The sequence below is a fragment of the Nonlabens tegetincola genome (assembly GCF_002954355.1).
GTDB classification, from domain to species: Bacteria; Bacteroidota; Bacteroidia; order Flavobacteriales; family Flavobacteriaceae; genus Nonlabens; species Nonlabens tegetincola.
The window spans coordinates 422,170-438,538 of record NZ_MQVV01000012.1; the positions used below are offsets into that span (position 1 = coordinate 422,170).

Below are 16,369 nucleotides of genomic sequence, written 5' to 3' on the forward strand. Positions count from 1 at the left end.
TTAAGTTGTTTTTTTGAGGTTAATTATATGCGTATGAGGTCATTTACTGCTGTTATAAGTTTTTTGACTGAAAAGGGTTTTGTGAAGTAGAGGTCGGCGCCTAAGGAAAGACCTTTTTCAATGTCGGCGGCTTTATTTTTTGCAGATAGAAATATGATTTTCGCTTTCGCGAAAGCGGGATTATCTTTAATTCTAGCGATAGTTTCATACCCATCTACTTGTGGCATCATAATGTCTAGGATAACCAGATCAGGAATCTCTTGCTCCATTATTTTAAGGGCCTCGCTTCCATCCCTAGCGATAAAAACATTGTAGTTTTGTTTTTGAAATGCGTATTCCAAAGACATAACTATATTAGGTTCATCGTCTACTATTAGTAATTTTTTCATGCATTTTCTTTTTGTAATTCAATAATGAATCTAGCTCCTTTTTGATAGTTTTTATCTATTTCAATAACGCCGTTATGGCTTTCAATGATTTGACGACTGATGGCTAATCCCATACCACTACCTAAAGGTTTTTTAATATTTTGATTATTTGATTGATAGAATTTTTCAAATATGTATTTCATGTCTTCTTGAGGAATTCCCTTACCGTTATCCTCAAAGGTGAGCTTTACGCGATTTCCTAGATCTTTACCATTGATATTGATGTGGCCGTTATGTTCAGGAACAAATTTGATACTGTTACTCAATAAATTAGTAAAAACCTGAAGGATGCGGTCCTCATCGTAAACCAGCGTAACGTCTTCAACTTGCGATGCATCAATTTTAACGCCTTTTCTACTAGCCAATTGATAGATGCCGTCGACAGCCTTTTTAACTGTTGATTGTAGGTTATTGGTTCTTTTATGCATGATTTCTCTACCACTAGATAATTTCTCTAGATCTAGAATGTTGGTAATTAAAACACTCAAACGGTCAGCATCGGCAACGATGTTATTTAGGAATTTTTGCCTGAGTTCTTCTGGCATGTCATCATCATCTGCCAGAATTTCACTTGCTGCTCTTATTGAGGCTGTAGGTGTTTTGAGTTCATGAGCAACTGTGTCAAGAAATTCATCTTTTTGTTTGTCTTTCTCAATCAAAGCTTCGTTTGCCTGCTGCAAACTGTCGGTTAACCTTTGAAGGTCATAAGATTGTTGCTGTAGTTGCTTGTTTGCGCTTATAGTTTCTTTATTTTCTTCAAGTATTTTGAGAACTTCTGGTAGAGTGACAGGTTGTTCTTTTACAACGCTACCAATCATGAGCTTTGCACTAGCAGCACCTATGGAGCCCGTTAGTATTTTTTCAGAAAAATTGACTAGTCTTGCGTCGGCCTTTTCTTCATTGGGGTTTATGTTGTATTTACGGTAAAATAAGGTAAGAGCTCGATGGGTTTTTTTGGCTCCTAAAAATCTTATGAGGACCTGCTCTATATCGGTTTTATTTGCCTCGCCTTTCCATACATAGGCATTTTCACCCATTTTAAGACTGCTTGCATTAACCACCATTTCAGCGTAATTACGTTCTCGATAATTTCCTTTACGAATAACTGAAAAAACGAGATAGAACATAAGGTTGATCACCATTGACCAAAAGAAAGCGTGTGGTACAGGTGGCATAAAATCTAACCCGAATAGGGCATAAGGTTTTAAAAGTTCCCAACCAAAAGGTCCATCACTTGTAAATTTACTATTGGAAACAAAAACATCTGTAATAAAAGGTAGTGCGAGCGTATAAAAGGTAACAGTTGAACCTGCTAGTATGCCCATTTTTGCAGCTGTTGCACTACCTCTATTCCAAAATAAACCTATGAAAAATGCTGGGGCCAGTTGTGCGATTATGACAAATGCGATTAACCCAATACTAAAAAGTGATAACTCAATATTGAAGTTGACATAGAAAATATAAGCACCAATTATTAAACTGAAGATTGCAACTCGTCTAATGTTTTTAATGGTTTGAAAATTACTTTCAGAATTGTTTTTATTAAGTACCTTAAGAAAACCGTAGGGTATAATTAAATTGTTACTTACCATAGTGCTCAATGCCAGTGCGCTTACTACTACCATAGAGATTACGGAAGAAAGCCCACCTAGAAAAACCATTAATCCGATTAATTTGTGACCATGATGCAAGGGTAAAAACAAGGTGTAATAATCTGGATTAACCTGATTGCCTAATACTAATTTTCCTGCCCATGCAATAAAAATTACAAATACGTTGAATAACAATAAATACAATGGGAAAACCCAACTGGCTTTTTTTAAATGGTTGGTAGACGTGTTTTCCACAACGCTCGCTTGGAATTGTCTAGGAAGTAGAAATATGGCAAAAAAGGAAAGGGCGATCATAAAATACCAATTGATACTCGATTCCATATTTTCAAAGGTGGCCAGTTTGTCAAATTCTTCCAGTGCGCTTATTTGATTATAGATATCAATAGTTCCATCAAATAGATAGAACGTCGCATATATCCCTATAATTAAAAAGAAAATGAGTTTTAAAACACTTTCAATAGCAACAGAGAACATGAGCCCACTGCGTTGTTGTGAAGCATCAGTAGTTTGTGTGCCAAAAAGTGCAGCAAACACGGCGAGTAAAATCGCTATGTAGAAAGTACTATCTGTAAGTAATGAATTGCTTTTATCACCTGTAGTCAAAATATCAAATGTTTCTGATACAGCTTTTAATTGCAATGCTATATAGGGAACAACAGCGATAACACAAATAACGGTTACTATAGCTCCAATGGATCGATTATTACCATATCGTAGCGATATAAAGTCTGCGATGCTTGATACTTGATGTTGCTTTGATACTAAAACAATGCGTTTCATTACTAAAATCCATAAGGGTAGCGCGATAACCGGACCTAGGTAAGTGGTTAAAAAGCCTATACCATCAGTAGCGGCAATTCCTACACTACCATAGTAAGTCCAAGCACTACAATAAACAGCAAGTGAAAGTGAGTACACCCAAGGATTGTGAACCCATTTTGAATTAGATCTACGATCGGCCCAAATCCCCATTCCAAATAGGAGAAGCAGGTAGCACACTATTACTATTATAAGAGCATAATTAGGCATAGCGTTTTACAATTAAATAAGTAATGAAAATACTTACCAACCACACAAAGAATATGTAGGCATATAAAATAGGCACTCCAAGGATGGAATCACTATAATTGAATATCCATAGGATTGGGACGTTCAAAAATATGACTAGAGCTATTGAAAGTATGACTAATTTTTGTTGGTGTCTTTTTTTCATGCTTAGTACTGAAATACTAGTTTAAATAATCTTTGATTCCTTAAATATCGGTTTTTTAAATTATTATAAGCTTTGCTATGTTCAGAAAAAATTGGTGATAATACACAGTAAAACCAGATAACATACAAAGTTTAGGGAAACCTTGCATGTTACCAGGTTTGTAATTATTAATGTCCAGTAGCCTCACCAGCACCACTAGGAATACGAATGTTCTCCACAATTTCCTGAACGTCTTTTGGAGGAGCGCTAGTCAGGTGACATACCACAAGACTTACCACAAAGTTTACGAGCATAGCGATGCTACCAAACCCTTCTGGAGAGATACCAAACCACCATTCTTCTTTACTAGGTAAGGTGGCATCAAACCATCCTAATTTATATTTTATCATGTAAAGTAGCATACAAACGATACCTACTACCATACCAGCAATAGCACCTTCTTTATTCATACGCTTGTAGAAAATTCCCAGTATTATTGCAGGGAAAAATGATGCAGCAGCTAGTCCAAAGGCTAATGCTACAACAGCAGCCACAAATCCTGGCGGATTGATACCAAAATAACCAGCTACACACACAGCACCTACAGCACTTAAACGTGCAGCGATTAACTCACCTTTTTCTGAGATATTAGGATTTACTACCTTTTTGATTAAATCATGAGATACAGATGAAGAAATAACTAACAATAATCCTGCTGCTGTAGATAAAGCTGCAGCAAGGCCACCGGCAGCAACCAGAGCGATTACCCAATCAGGTAAATTTGCAATTTCAGGATTTGCAAGAACCATAATATCCCTATCTACATAAAGTTCGTTGGCTACAGCAGTATCTGCATTTGTGGTAATTCTATTACCGATTGCAGTTCTATTTTTTTCATCATACATGGGTTTGTTTTTATTACCTGCAAATGCATTTCCAGGCCCGTATTGAATTTTCCCATCTCCATTTTTATCTGCCCATGCAATCAATCCAATTTCTTCATAGTTCTTTAACCATTCTGGTTGATCGGCATAGGATTTGCCAACTACACTGTCAATCATATTAGTTTTTGCAAATACTGCTACTGCAGGTGCCATGGTATAAAGAATTGCAATAAGTAACAAGGCCCATCCTGCACTTTTACGAGCATCTTTCACACGTTTCACCGTGAAAAAACGGACAATCACGTGAGGTAATCCTGCGGTACCTACCATTAAAGCAAGAGTAATTGCAAATACATCAATCATAGATTTTGAACCATCTGTATAGGCATTGAAACCTAGTTCTGTACTTAATCCATCTAGTTTATCCAGTAAATATCCAGATCCATCTACCATTTCACTACCCATTCCTAATTGTGGAACAGGGTTTCCTGTCATTTGGATAGAGATAAAAATTGCAGGAACGGTAAAGGCAAATATTAAAACACAATATTGTGCTACCTGAGTATAGGTTATTCCTTTCATACCACCTAAAACCGCATAAAATAATACGATTATCATACCTATGATCACACCTGTGTTGATCTCAACTTCTAGGAAACGTGAAAACACTAGTCCTACGCCTCGCATTTGTCCAGCTACATAAGTAAAGGAAACTAGTAAAGCACAAAAAACTGCTACCAGTCGAGCGGTTTTAGAATAATAACGATCTCCTATGAAGTCTGGTACTGTAAATTTCCCAAACTTTCTCAGGTAAGGAGCTAGTAATAAGGCTAGTAGTACATATCCACCAGTCCAGCCCATGAGGTAAACCGAGCCGTCATAACCAGCAAAGGCAATAATTCCTGCCATAGAGATAAATGACGCGGCGCTCATCCAGTCTGCAGCGGTAGCCATACCATTAGCAAGTGGTGATACGCCACCACCGGCTACATAAAATTCTTTAGTAGAACCTGCTCGTGACCAGATAGCGATACCTATGTATAAGGCAAAGGTGACTCCTACTAGAATATAAGTCCAAATTTGAACATCCATAATTGAAAAGTTTTTTAAGCGTTATTTGATATTGTAGTGTATATGGTTTTTGATAATCTCGCTTTCGCGAAAGCGTACTTAAACACTACCATTTGTATAATGATTTTAAATACTAGTCTTCGTCAAAACCGTATTTTTTGTCTAGCTTATTCATAATTCGTACATAAACAAAAATGAGTATGACGAAAACATAAATAGAACCTTGTTGGGCAAACCAAAATCCAAGTTTAAATCCACCTAACCTGAATTGATTAAGAGCATCTTTAAAAAGAATTCCGGCGCCGTATGAAACTAGAAACCATATGAGTAAGAGTCCTACAAGATATTTGATATTCTCTTTCCAATATGCTGTTGCATTTGATTTTTTATCAGACATAATTAATTGATTTTAGGTTACAGATATATCATTCCTTGAACAGTAAAAGTGCCTACTGCATCTAGATTACCATATTTTTGATTTGAATATTCAACGGACAACTTTGAATGATGGCCTGTGAAATATAGATTGCCACCGATCCCAAATCTAGTGGCGTTGTCATTTATAGCATCTATCCTGCGGTAGTTAAAGGAAGTATACGGCTGTATTTTTACTTTACGATCTGTCTCTCCAGGTAATAGATACCCTACATGCGTATAAAGCATACTACCGGTCTCATAGGTTTGACCTAACGTGAAATTTTCACCATAGTTGCTGTTTTGATATTGTAAATAGGCAGTAATTGAAGATCCATTGTCACCTAATGGTGCATCATAAAAAGCATCTAATGAGAAAATAGAAACATCTTCACCTATAAAATCATTAGTTTGAGCATCAAGAATTGTAGATCCATTAGGATGATAAAAGAAACCAGCTCCTATATTGAATACTCGTTTGCTACCCAAATAGGAACCTACTTTATAAGGTAAAAAATTACTTTCTTGATCAAGGAAGTTATAATCAAAATAACCAGCATAGTTCTTACTAGCCTCTGCACCACCTAAAATAGCACGACCATTGTACGTTGCTGTGTTTATGGTAGGCGTGCCATTGATGTCTAGACTGTTTGTGATAGCTTCATTTACTGAAACTCGGTATTGTAAATTACCAAATTTACCTTTTAAGTAAACGCCCATGTGTCTGGCAAATTGATCACTCAACCCTATCGTAGACCAACTTTGACGATTGTTGTCTAACGTGAGCATGTTTAAGGTACTTTGATTATTGGCTCTTGATATTCCGTTCCAATAATGCAATCCACCACCTATTGAGTGATCTGTAGTTAACTGCCATTCACCCCATACGTCATGAAAGAAAAGTTGAGAGCTATCACTTTTACCAACAGGTCCCATGTTGTTGGCGTTTTGACTGTTAAGACCAAAATGAGTAAGGATCAGGAATTTTTTAGTTAGTTGTGCATACATAAGAATGCGGGCACGTCTAATAGAAAAATTGAGATCGGCTTCTTCATTACCTGTGGAATTGAGCGTTGTATTATCAGTGTGTTGTGCCCAAAATTGAGCCCATGAGATAATTCTGAAATACTTGGAACCATCTTCATTTAATTTCACTTTCATTCCTCCGGTATATTCTGTAGCGCCTTGACTAAAGCCCAGAAAGGAAGCTGTAAATAGAAATAGAAGTAAAGGGATGTACTTGTTTTTCATAAGTTTATAATTAAGAGTTTGGTTTTTGCGATCATCAAATTAATCGCACTACTAACCTCTATAAAAACTTATGTTAAGGAAAATTTAATATAGTTAATTGGTAAGAGTATAGGTTTTAATCTCTAAATCGTTCCCATTTAATAAGCATGAATTTATCGCCAAGTTCTGTTACTACTACACCAGCGCCCTTTAATTCATTGATATTTGAGAAGTAGTTGGCTAGTTCTGTGTGATTTAATATTTTATAAGTTGGATGGTATTTATTATTGTAAGGTCTTTTGATTTTATATTTTTTCACCCAATTCATCACGCTTACATGTGATATACCTAAAATACGCTCTATTTCTCTGTATGTGAGTCCTTCAAGATATAATTGAAGTGCTTTGTTAACGTAGTAATCATCAATCTTCTTACCCATTTTTTCAACGGTAAAATTATAGTTACAATCTTTACATTTGTAACGTTGTCTACCTTTAATAACACCGCTTTTTATCTGGTTTTGAGAGGAACAGTTAGGGCAAATTTTCACAACTATATTAATTTTGCATAAATATAGTAAATTAGCAATAATATGATTTTTAAGTTATTTTATTATCAAGTTAGTGGTTGCTTAAATCCATATTGATGAATTTTAATAAATAATAAGGCCACACAATTGTGTGGCCTTATTATTTGTTATGATCTTCAATAATTAGTCATTCTTGATACTTGAAACAAAGTCTTTAACGGTATCTTGTAAAGATGATTTCGGATTTGAAATCTGACGGATGAATTCACTACCTATGATTGCTCCATTCACGTGCTTGCATGCTGCTAGGTAGTTTTCTCTAGTTTTTATATTAAATCCAGTTAAAATCGGTGATTTAAGATTAAGTGATTTTAATTTATTCAAATACTCACTAGCATCATCAAAATTGGATTTGGTACCTGTAGTGCTAGCACTACTTACTGCGTAAATGAAACCATTAGAAAATTCATCTATTTGTTTTATGCGGTTTGTTGAGGTTTGAGGCGTTACTAAAAATACATTGCATAAATCATATTTCTCAAACAAATGCTTGTATTGTGAAGCATAAACTTCTAATGGTAAATCAGGAATTATCAATCCATCCACACCGACTTCCTTACATCTTTTACAAAAATGTTCTATACCATATTGCATTACTGGATTAAAATAGCCCATAAGCAGTACTGGAACATCATGTTTTGAGGTTTCCAATTGATTAAACAGTACCTCGATACTCATACCATTTTCTAATGCTATTTTAGAACTTTCTTGAATAGTAGGGCCATCTGCTAGTGGATCGCTGAATGGAATTCCAATTTCAATAAGATCTACGCCAGATTTCTCTAATTCATTAAGGATAATCGTTGTATCCTCTAATTTAGGATAACCTGCGGTGAAAAATATATTGAGTAAATCGGTCGACTTACGGTTGAACAAGTGTGTGAGTTTATTTGAGATCATATTATTTGAGATTCAATTCATTCATATAAGTGTTCATGTCTTTATCACCACGACCAGAAAGATTAATGACTACCCTATCAGTTGATTTTAGGTCTAAGTCTTTAAGGACTGAAAAAGCATGAGCAGTTTCCAATGCAGGAATAATACCTTCTAATCGACTACATTCAACAGCAGCCTTGAGTGCATCTTCATCTGTGACAGCCATATATTGTGCTCGTTCACTTACTTTTAACCATGCGTGGGCTGGACCAATTCCTGGATAATCTAAACCAGCACTTATGCTATGCGGTTCTATAACTTGTCCGTCCTTGTCTTGCATCATTATACTACGACTTGCGTGGAGCACTCCTGGAGTTCCTAGGTTTAATGTAGCGGCTGTTTTGTCGGTATGTATTCCTAACCCAGCGGCTTCAACACCAACTAATTTTACCGATGGATCATCAAGAAAATGGTAAAATGCACCCATAGCATTTGATCCACCACCTACACATGCAATTACATAATCAGGCAAACCATCCATTTGATTTTTAATTTCTTGTGAAATAACAGATTGATACCTAGCTACCATATCTGGATAAGGATGAGGTCCTACAACAGAACCTATAATATAATGAGTGTCTTCAGGATTATTGATCCAGTCTCTCATAGCCTCATTAGTAGCATCCTTTAATGTTTTGGATCCGCTAGTAGCAGGTTTTACAGTAGCACCTAGCATTTTCATGCGCGCTACATTTGGTGCTTGGCGTTCAATGTCTTTTTCGCCCATATACACGATACAATCAAGACCCTTAAGAGCGCAAACCGTAGCAGTTGCTACACCATGTTGACCAGCACCAGTTTCTGCAATGATTCTTTTTTTACCTAATCGTTGAGCAAGTAAGATCTGACCAATCGTATTATTAACTTTGTGAGCGCCAGTGTGACATAAATCTTCACGTTTTAGCCAAATTTCTGCACCATATTTCTCAGATAATCTTTGGGCTAGAAATAAAGGAGTAGGTCTACCAACGTAGTCCTTAAGTAATTGTTGGAATTCGTTTTGAAAACTTTCACTTTTTTCAATAGCGAGATAATTTTCCTTTAATTCTTCAATATTAGGGTACAATAACTCTGGTATAAAGGCACCACCGAATTCTCCATAAAAGCCTTGTTCATTCACTTGGTACTTACTCATTGCGTAGTTCTTTTATAAATTGCTTAATCGTTTTTATATTTTTTTTACCAGGACTAATTTCAAACTGAGAGTTCAAATCAACTCCTAATAACATTTCATGGTTTAGGTTTTTAAGGTTTGTTGCATCCTTAGGACCTATCCCACCACTTAGTATAAAGGGCACATTTCCTGTATAGTTTTCAAGTATTGACCAGTTGAATTTTTTCCCGGATCCTCCATAATGTTTGGTTGCTGTATCAAAAAGGAAAAAAAACTTACCCGGATACTCTGTCGCTAGGGATTCCCAATTGCGTAAATTATCAAAATCATAGTCGGTACTTATTTGGAAAGCTTTAAAAATTTTGAGATCTAATTCTAGCAATGCTTTCGCGAAAGCGGGATCCTCATCACCATGTAATTGAACAACGTCTAACTGCAAAGGAATAATGTCATTAAGAATCTCTTGCATACTGGCGTTTACATAAACGCCAACAGTGCCTTTATTCATTGTCAGTTGCTCTATGGCTAGGGATTGATCTTGATCGACAAACCTTTTGCTTTTCGGGTATTTGATTATACCCATAAAGTCGATATCAAGCTGTTGGAGTGCTTCTATATTTTTGGGCTCACGCATGCCACAAACCTTTATAATCATACTGTGATTTCTTTAATAAAAGTAGAACAGCTTATACCAGGTTGATCGGTTTTCATAAAATTTTCACCGATTAAAAAGCCTTTAAAACCTATAGATTGAAGTTTTTTTACAGTTGCTGGATTTGAGATGCCACTCTCACTTATTGCAATTACGTTCTCAGGAAAATGAGGCAGTAAATCAATACTGTTTTGAATGTCTGTTTTGAACCTTTTAAGATCTCTGTTATTAACTCCTATTATAAATTTTTCAGGATCTAAGTTTTCAGTAACTTTCTTAATATTTTCTAACTCAGTTAAGTTGTGAACTTCAAATAGAATTTCTAATTCTAGATTGAGTGCTTCATTAGCCAAAGTAGTAAGTTGTTCATTAGATAGACAGGCTGCTATCAATAAGATAGCATCTGCGCCATAGGCTTTTGCTTCATGAATTTGATACATGTCCACGATAAAATCCTTTCTTAGTATAGGGATGTTTATCAGTTTTCTGGCTTGTTCAAGATCTTGTAAACTTCCGCCAAAGAATGGAGTGTCAGTTAAACAGCTTATTGCGCTTGCACCTGCCTTTTCATAACCCAACACAACCTCTTCAAGAGATGCAGGACAATTGAAGCTGCCCTTACTAGGGCTTTGACGTTTATGCTCTGCAATAATGCCGCTACCTTTTTTAATGGATTCATGAAGTGACAAGGTTGTACGAGAATAAAGAGGCATTTCTCTTAAATCTTGTATGCTTTTCAAGGATCGTCGTTGAACAACGTCCTTAGTGGTTTGTATGGTGATTTTTTCTAAAATATCCGACATTATAATTCGTTTATGCGTGATGAATATTTAATAAGCTTTTGAAGCTACTTAATGCTTTACCACTCTCTAATGAATCTTTAGCAACAATTACCGCTTGTTTTAACGAGATGTTTTTTGCTATTGATATGGCTGTGGCAGCATTTGCAATTACCACGTTTTGCTGTTCGGGAGTTGCTTTGTTTTCAAGTACATCGGTAAAAATTTTTGCAGCCTCTTTTACCGTGTTACCGCCGTAAATTTGATCAGCTTTTAATTGATTTAGATTAAAATCTTGTGGAGATAGGTCCTTAACTCCATCATGCGTTGCAACCCTTGTATTACTAGTTAGACTTACTTCATCGTATCCATCGTGCGCATGTAAAATGGCATATTTCTTATCAGATTCTGTTTGAAATAAGTACTCATAATTACGAGCTAGTTGTAAATTAAAAACTCCTACGCTTTGTAATCTGGGTCTAGCAGGATTAACTAACGGTCCTAGCATATTGAAGAATGTTTTTACTCCTAACTCTTTTCTTATAGGAGCAACTGCTTTCATAGCCGGATGAAATAAGGGCGCATGAAGAAAAGTGATGTTAGTCTTTTCAATTTGCTTGGTTATTAAATCTAGGTCGTTAGTAAATTTAAATCCTAGATATTCCATGACATTACTAGATCCACTCACAGAACTTACACCATAGTTGCCATGTTTTGCAACAGGAATCCCAGCACCTGCGGTTACAAAACTGGCCAGAGTGCTTATATTAAAAGTGTCCTTGCCATCACCACCAGTACCACAAAGATCGATGGGGTTATATTTTTGTAAGTCTACTAAAAGTGCCTGTTCTAGCATTGCATCTCTAAATCCTGCAAGTTCCTCGACAGTGATACTGCGCATTCCATATACCGTTAGGAAGGCTGCAATTTGACTAGCGTTTACCTCACCACTTGTTATGGCAGTAAGTATTTCGTGAGCTCGCTTTCGCGAAAGCGTTCTATGTTCAAACAAGGCTGTTAAAACTTCTTTCATTTAAATGATATTTAGGAAGTTAGCTAGCATTTTTTTTCCATGTGGAGTCATGATACTTTCTGGATGAAACTGAACTCCATAAATTGGTAAGGTTGAATGTCTGAGAGCCATTATTTGATCGTTTTCATCTGTAGCTGTTATTTGTAATTCATCTGGAAAAGCCTCTTTTTTTGCTACCCAGCTGTGATACCTACCTGCATCAAATTGAGATGGGATGTCCTTAAATAATTCATCGTTCTTATGAGTCATTTTTGTGGATAAACCATGATAAACCTTTTCTAGATTGATGATTTCACCACCAAAAACTTCTGTAATAGCTTGGTGTCCTAGACAAATTCCTAAAAGTGGCTTTTTGTCTTTCAAATATTGAATGATTGGTAATAAATTTCCAGCCTCGCTAGGAATTCCTGGTCCTGGTGATAGTACAACAGCATCATACTTTTCACAATCCTCTGGTGAAATTTCATCGTTGCGCACAACCGTTACGTCTGCATTCAGATCTTCTAGATAATGCACTAGATTGTAAGTGAAGCTGTCGTAGTTGTCTATTAAAATTATTTTCTTCATGTTACTGTTGGATGAATTTACCGGACTCCTTGTCTATATAGTATTTGTCAACAAAACCATTACATTCTCTTTCAATGGATAAACTTTCTGTCAAAAAGCCATCACAATATTCTGTTCCTCCAGACTCAGCAAGTTTAAAAGAGTCTAACACGAAGCCTTCATCATTAAATGTACGCATATGGATTTCCACAATATTGTTTTTATCCTTTCGATATTCTTTTTTAAGGATTAAAACATCAAAATTTTCATTAGGATAAATGATATTATTGAATTTCGTATCCATAGCATAAGCTAGAGCGATTTCATCCTCCGTTAGCAATCGTAATTCTTCACCTTCTGGAGTATAGAATTTATCGGCATTAGGTAACGCTAGACCATTTTGATCTTTTGAATAATCCACATAAAAAATTTTCTTGTTCCCATTCGTACAACTCACTATTGCTATAAATGCTAAAAATGTCAAAAACTTATTTTTCATGATTTGCTAATTTTATTGCTTTTCTTAATGCGTTTGTTTTGTTATAAACCTCTTGTGTCTCATCTTCGATGTTGCTTTCAATTACAACGCCTGCACCAGCTCTAAATTCCAATTGATTATTTCTTGATAAAATACTACGGATTATAATGGCGTGATTAAAATTTCCATCAAAACCTAAATAGCCTATCGCACCACCATAAAATTCACGATTACTTATTTCGTATTTATCAATTAATTGCATGGCATTGTGTTTGGGAGCGCCGCTTAATGTTCCAGCTGGAAAGGTATCTCCCACAAGTTCTAATCGATCTTTTTCATCGAGAATTTTTCCTGTTACCTTACTTACCATGTGAATTACGTGCGAGTAAAAGTGAATACTTTGATAGTCCTGTACTTGAACATTTCTTGCATGTCTGCTTAAATCATTACGAGCTAGGTCCACTAACATAACATGTTCCGCAGTTTCCTTAGGATCGTTTTTAAGCTTTTGAGCAGCTTCATAGTCAGCTGTGTCATTGCCTGTTCTTTTGTAAGTACCTGCAATAGGTTGAATACTGGCATAATCGTTTTTTACGATTAATTGAGCCTCTGGTGACGAGCCAAATATTCTGAAATTACCGTAGTCAAAATAAAATAAATAAGGACTGGGATTTATAGCTCGTAATTGACGGTATACTTGAAAGTCGTCTCCTTTAAAGGATTGCTTGAATTTTCTAGAAAGTACGATCTGAAAAACATCACCACGTTTACAATGGGCTTTTCCTTGTTTTACTAATTCTTTAAAGGATTGATCACTCATCTCAGAGCTTTCTTCTCCTATGTTATAATAATTGTAAGTGGCAATATCACGATGGGAGATGATAGAACACACCTCTTCTAATCTACTTATATAATTTTCGTAGACGTGATCAAATACATATAATTGATTATGAAAATGATCAAACACAATTACATTTTGAAAAACTTGATAGTAGGCGAGTGGTATGTTTTCGCTTTCGCGAAAGCGGAATTCAATATTTTCAAAATGTTGAACGGCGTCATAACTTAAATAACCATATAGACCTTCAATGGGAAATGCGAATTCGTGATCTTGCTGCTCAAAATGATTTTTGAAATTCTCAAGACCAGAGGTTAGGCGATACTCCTTTTTTAGATCTACGACAGATTTTTTGCCATCAGGAAAAACCGAAATTTCTTCTTCATTTGTCAATTCAAATGATGCTATAGGGTTGCAGCAAATGAAAGAGTAGCTATTATTGCGCTGTCCGTATTCATTACTCTCCAGTAAGATGCTATTAGGATACTTGTCCCTTAATCTTAGATAAATACTTACAGGTGTAAGCGTATCTGCTAGGATTTCCCGGTGTGTTGTTTTTGCTTTAAATATTTTATTCATTTCATATCAAAAAAAAATGGTCTACCGTAAAGTAGACCATTTAAATTATTTAAACATACAGGTGACTTTACGGCTATTGAGCTGTATTATTCCACCACCAAGTATGAAGAGTTCTTGTAAACATGTGGTCAAAGTTACTACTGCATTTTGAAACAAACAAGAGTTAGCAAAATTTTAATATCCATCATCATGAATTCCGCTAACTGCTCTTCCAGAAGGGTCATTCATATTTTTAAATGCTTCATCCCATTCAAGAGCTACAGGTGTGGAACATGCAACAGACTTTAAACTAGGTACACAACTGGCAGCAGCGTCACTAGGAAAATGTGTGCTGAAAATATTACGGTAGTAGTATTCTTCTTTGTTTTGTGGTGGATTAATTTTAAATTTATAAGGAGCTGCTTCCATCATTTCATCAGTAACTTCCTTTTCAACCATTTCTTTAAGAGTATCTATCCAGCTATAGCCTACACCATCACTAAATTGCTCTTTTTGTCGCCATGCTACACTTTTAGGAAGATAGTCTTCAAAGGCTTCTCTTAAAATATGCTTCTCCATTTTTCCATTACTGCACATCTTATCTTCTGGATTTAGTCTCATTGCAACATCCATAAATTCTTTATCTAGAAAAGGAACTCTTCCTTCGATTCCCCAAGCTGCAAGTGATTTATTTGCTCTTAAGTTATCATAAAGGTGTAAGGTGTCTAGTTTGCGAACTGTTTCTTTATGAAATTCTTCCGCATTTGGTGCCTTATGAAAGTAAAGATAACCACCGAAAATCTCGTCACTTCCTTCACCTGATAAAACCATTTTTATACCCATAGACTTAATCACTCTAGCTAATAAATACATTGGTGTTGATGCTCTTACAGTTGTAACATCATATGTTTCTAAATAATAAATGACGTCTTTAATCGCATCTAACCCTTCTTGAATAGTGAAGTTTACCTCGTGGTGCACGGTTCCTATATGGTCTGCTACTACCTGTGCGGCTGCTAGATCTGGGCTACCTTTAAGTCCTATTGCAAAACTGTGTAGTTGAGGCCACCACGCATCGGCATGATCTCCCGTCTCTACTCTTCTAGATGCAAATTTCTTTGCGACTGCACTTACTAGAGAGCTATCTAAACCACCTGATAATAAAACACCATAAGGTACATCACTCATAAGATGACGTTTTACTGATTCTTCCATGGCCTTACGTAAGTCTGCAACTGAGCTTACATTTGATTTAACTGCATCATATTCTTTCCAATCTCTATCATACCATTTTGTGAAATCTTTATCTTCACTGTAATAGTAATGTCCTGGTGGGAAAGGTGAAATTTCGTTGCATGTTCCTTCCAAGGCTTTTAATTCACTAGCAACATAGAATTGACCTAGTTCGTCAGTTCCATAATATAAGGGTATTATTCCCTGATGATCTCTTGCACAAAGAAAAACATCTTTTTCACTGTCATATAGTGCAAATCCATACATGCCTGTTAAATCATCTAAAAAGTCTACACCTTTTTCTTGGTATAAGGCTAGTATAACTTCACAGTCTGATTTTGTTTGAAACTCATAGTCATGGTATTGCTTTCTGATTTCTTGGTGGTTGTATATTTCACCGTTAACTGCAAGTACAACTTTTCCATCTGGACTATACAAGGGTTGTCCTCCCGATTGTGGATCAACAATAGTTAGTCTTTCGTGAGCAAGTATAGCTTTTTCACCACAATATATTCCAGACCAATCTGGACCACGATGTCTTAATTTTTTGATAGTTCTAATACTGATTGACGTTGTTCTTTGCTGTCTTTTTTAAGTTCAAAGACTCCTACTATTCCGCACATAATTGTTGGTTTTTTTGGTTTAAATTTATTCAATAAAAAAAGGCCTACTATGAAGCAGGCCTTTTGTAATATGTATAAATATCAAGTCTACTTCATCGCTTTCGCAATAAATTATTATTAGAATTGATATTATTATTGTTTTTTAACATGTGTCA

15 protein-coding genes and 2 pseudogenes are annotated in these 16,369 nt (G+C 35.8%); all 17 read right to left on the minus strand.

The annotated features are described in order from the left end of the window. Nucleotides 1-23: 23 nt before the first annotated feature. The 17 genes and pseudogenes from BST93_RS05790 to asnB all read right to left on the minus strand — a co-directional run bounded on the left by BST93_RS05790 (nucleotide 24) and on the right by asnB (nucleotide 16,214). Nucleotides 24-389: a response regulator transcription factor gene (locus BST93_RS05790; RefSeq protein ID WP_042278803.1), complete on the minus strand. Its 366-nt coding sequence runs from the start codon at nucleotides 387-389 to the stop codon at nucleotides 24-26. Continuing rightward, a complete protein-coding gene (locus tag BST93_RS05795) occupies nucleotides 386-3,070 on the minus strand; it encodes a sensor histidine kinase (RefSeq protein WP_105018426.1) in 2,685 nt (894 codons plus the stop codon). The genes BST93_RS05790 and BST93_RS05795 overlap by 4 nt, the downstream gene beginning before the upstream one ends. Then, on the minus strand, nucleotides 3,063-3,254 hold the full coding sequence (locus tag BST93_RS05800; RefSeq protein WP_105018427.1) for a hypothetical protein: 192 nt from the start codon (nucleotides 3,252-3,254) through the stop codon (nucleotides 3,063-3,065). Before BST93_RS05800 ends, BST93_RS05795 begins: the two co-directional genes overlap by 8 nt. Before the next feature lie 167 nt (nucleotides 3,255-3,421). Then, nucleotides 3,422-5,209, minus strand: coding sequence for a sodium:solute symporter family protein (locus BST93_RS05805; protein WP_105018428.1), 1,788 nt, complete (start codon nucleotides 5,207-5,209; stop codon nucleotides 3,422-3,424). 112 nt (nucleotides 5,210-5,321) lie between these two features. Then, the gene (locus BST93_RS05810) at nucleotides 5,322-5,585 is read right to left on the minus strand and encodes a DUF4212 domain-containing protein (protein ID WP_085774239.1); all 264 of its coding nucleotides are present in this window, start codon (nucleotides 5,583-5,585) and stop codon (nucleotides 5,322-5,324) included. Nucleotides 5,586-5,602: 17 nt separating this feature from the next. Continuing rightward, the gene (locus BST93_RS05815) at nucleotides 5,603-6,853 is read right to left on the minus strand and encodes a hypothetical protein (RefSeq protein ID WP_105018429.1); all 1,251 of its coding nucleotides are present in this window, start codon (nucleotides 6,851-6,853) and stop codon (nucleotides 5,603-5,605) included. A 115-nt stretch (nucleotides 6,854-6,968) separates the two neighbouring features. After that, nucleotides 6,969-7,271 carry a terminase gpP N-terminus-related DNA-binding protein gene (locus tag BST93_RS05820; RefSeq protein ID WP_105018430.1) on the minus strand — a complete coding sequence of 101 codons (303 nt, stop codon included), beginning with the start codon at nucleotides 7,269-7,271 and terminating at the stop codon, nucleotides 6,969-6,971. Between the two features lie 21 nt (nucleotides 7,272-7,292). Then, a pseudogene (locus BST93_RS14900) lies at nucleotides 7,293-7,382 on the minus strand (transposase-like zinc-binding domain-containing protein); the annotation flags it as partial. 162 nt (nucleotides 7,383-7,544) lie between these two features. Next, nucleotides 7,545-8,321 carry a tryptophan synthase subunit alpha gene (gene trpA / locus BST93_RS05825; protein ID WP_105018431.1) on the minus strand — a complete coding sequence of 259 codons (777 nt, stop codon included), beginning with the start codon at nucleotides 8,319-8,321 and terminating at the stop codon, nucleotides 7,545-7,547. 1 nt (nucleotide 8,322) lies between these two features. Next, the gene (gene trpB / locus BST93_RS05830; protein WP_042278815.1) at nucleotides 8,323-9,495 is read right to left on the minus strand and encodes a tryptophan synthase subunit beta; all 1,173 of its coding nucleotides are present in this window, start codon (nucleotides 9,493-9,495) and stop codon (nucleotides 8,323-8,325) included. Next, nucleotides 9,488-10,129 carry a phosphoribosylanthranilate isomerase gene (locus BST93_RS05835; protein WP_105018432.1) on the minus strand — a complete coding sequence of 214 codons (642 nt, stop codon included), beginning with the start codon at nucleotides 10,127-10,129 and terminating at the stop codon, nucleotides 9,488-9,490. The genes trpB and BST93_RS05835 overlap by 8 nt, the downstream gene beginning before the upstream one ends. Next, nucleotides 10,126-10,929, minus strand: coding sequence for an indole-3-glycerol phosphate synthase TrpC (gene trpC, locus BST93_RS05840; RefSeq protein WP_105018433.1), 804 nt, complete (start codon nucleotides 10,927-10,929; stop codon nucleotides 10,126-10,128). Before trpC ends, BST93_RS05835 begins: the two co-directional genes overlap by 4 nt. A 10-nt stretch (nucleotides 10,930-10,939) precedes the next feature. Beyond that, complete coding sequence (gene trpD, locus BST93_RS05845; protein WP_105018434.1) at nucleotides 10,940-11,938, minus strand: anthranilate phosphoribosyltransferase; 999 nt, start codon at nucleotides 11,936-11,938, stop codon at nucleotides 10,940-10,942. After that, the gene (locus BST93_RS05850) at nucleotides 11,939-12,505 is read right to left on the minus strand and encodes an anthranilate synthase component II (protein ID WP_105018435.1); all 567 of its coding nucleotides are present in this window, start codon (nucleotides 12,503-12,505) and stop codon (nucleotides 11,939-11,941) included. It lies immediately after the preceding gene. A 1-nt stretch (nucleotide 12,506) separates the two neighbouring features. Beyond that, the gene (locus tag BST93_RS05855; protein ID WP_105018436.1) at nucleotides 12,507-12,983 is read right to left on the minus strand and encodes a hypothetical protein; all 477 of its coding nucleotides are present in this window, start codon (nucleotides 12,981-12,983) and stop codon (nucleotides 12,507-12,509) included. Further along, on the minus strand, nucleotides 12,973-14,379 hold the full coding sequence (locus tag BST93_RS05860) for an anthranilate synthase component I family protein (RefSeq protein ID WP_105018437.1): 1,407 nt from the start codon (nucleotides 14,377-14,379) through the stop codon (nucleotides 12,973-12,975). The genes BST93_RS05855 and BST93_RS05860 overlap by 11 nt, the downstream gene beginning before the upstream one ends. 174 nt (nucleotides 14,380-14,553) lie before the next feature. Then, nucleotides 14,554-16,214, minus strand: a pseudogene (asnB, locus tag BST93_RS05865) (asparagine synthase B). Nucleotides 16,215-16,369 lie beyond the last annotated feature (155 nt).

What these genes read in the sequence shown, in the direction of transcription:
- BST93_RS05790 (WP_042278803.1), bottom strand. Translation starts at nt 389, where the DNA reads ATGAAAAAATTACTAATAGTAGACGATGAACCTAATATAGTTATGTCT.
- BST93_RS05795 (WP_105018426.1), bottom strand. Translation starts at nt 3,070, where the DNA reads ATGCCTAATTATGCTCTTATAATAGTAATAGTGTGCTACCTGCTTCTC.
- BST93_RS05800 (WP_105018427.1), bottom strand. Translation starts at nt 3,254, where the DNA reads ATGAAAAAAAGACACCAACAAAAATTAGTCATACTTTCAATAGCTCTA.
- BST93_RS05805 (WP_105018428.1), bottom strand. Translation starts at nt 5,209, where the DNA reads ATGGATGTTCAAATTTGGACTTATATTCTAGTAGGAGTCACCTTTGCC.
- BST93_RS05810 (WP_085774239.1), bottom strand. Translation starts at nt 5,585, where the DNA reads ATGTCTGATAAAAAATCAAATGCAACAGCATATTGGAAAGAGAATATC.
- BST93_RS05815 (WP_105018429.1), bottom strand. Translation starts at nt 6,853, where the DNA reads ATGAAAAACAAGTACATCCCTTTACTTCTATTTCTATTTACAGCTTCC.
- BST93_RS05820 (WP_105018430.1), bottom strand. Translation starts at nt 7,271, where the DNA reads ATGGGTAAGAAGATTGATGATTACTACGTTAACAAAGCACTTCAATTA.
- trpA (WP_105018431.1), bottom strand. Translation starts at nt 8,321, where the DNA reads ATGATCTCAAATAAACTCACACACTTGTTCAACCGTAAGTCGACCGAT.
- trpB (WP_042278815.1), bottom strand. Translation starts at nt 9,495, where the DNA reads ATGAGTAAGTACCAAGTGAATGAACAAGGCTTTTATGGAGAATTCGGT.
- BST93_RS05835 (WP_105018432.1), bottom strand. Translation starts at nt 10,129, where the DNA reads ATGATTATAAAGGTTTGTGGCATGCGTGAGCCCAAAAATATAGAAGCA.
- trpC (WP_105018433.1), bottom strand. Translation starts at nt 10,929, where the DNA reads ATGTCGGATATTTTAGAAAAAATCACCATACAAACCACTAAGGACGTT.
- trpD (WP_105018434.1), bottom strand. Translation starts at nt 11,938, where the DNA reads ATGAAAGAAGTTTTAACAGCCTTGTTTGAACATAGAACGCTTTCGCGA.
- BST93_RS05850 (WP_105018435.1), bottom strand. Translation starts at nt 12,505, where the DNA reads ATGAAGAAAATAATTTTAATAGACAACTACGACAGCTTCACTTACAAT.
- BST93_RS05855 (WP_105018436.1), bottom strand. Translation starts at nt 12,983, where the DNA reads ATGAAAAATAAGTTTTTGACATTTTTAGCATTTATAGCAATAGTGAGT.
- BST93_RS05860 (WP_105018437.1), bottom strand. Translation starts at nt 14,379, where the DNA reads ATGAATAAAATATTTAAAGCAAAAACAACACACCGGGAAATCCTAGCA.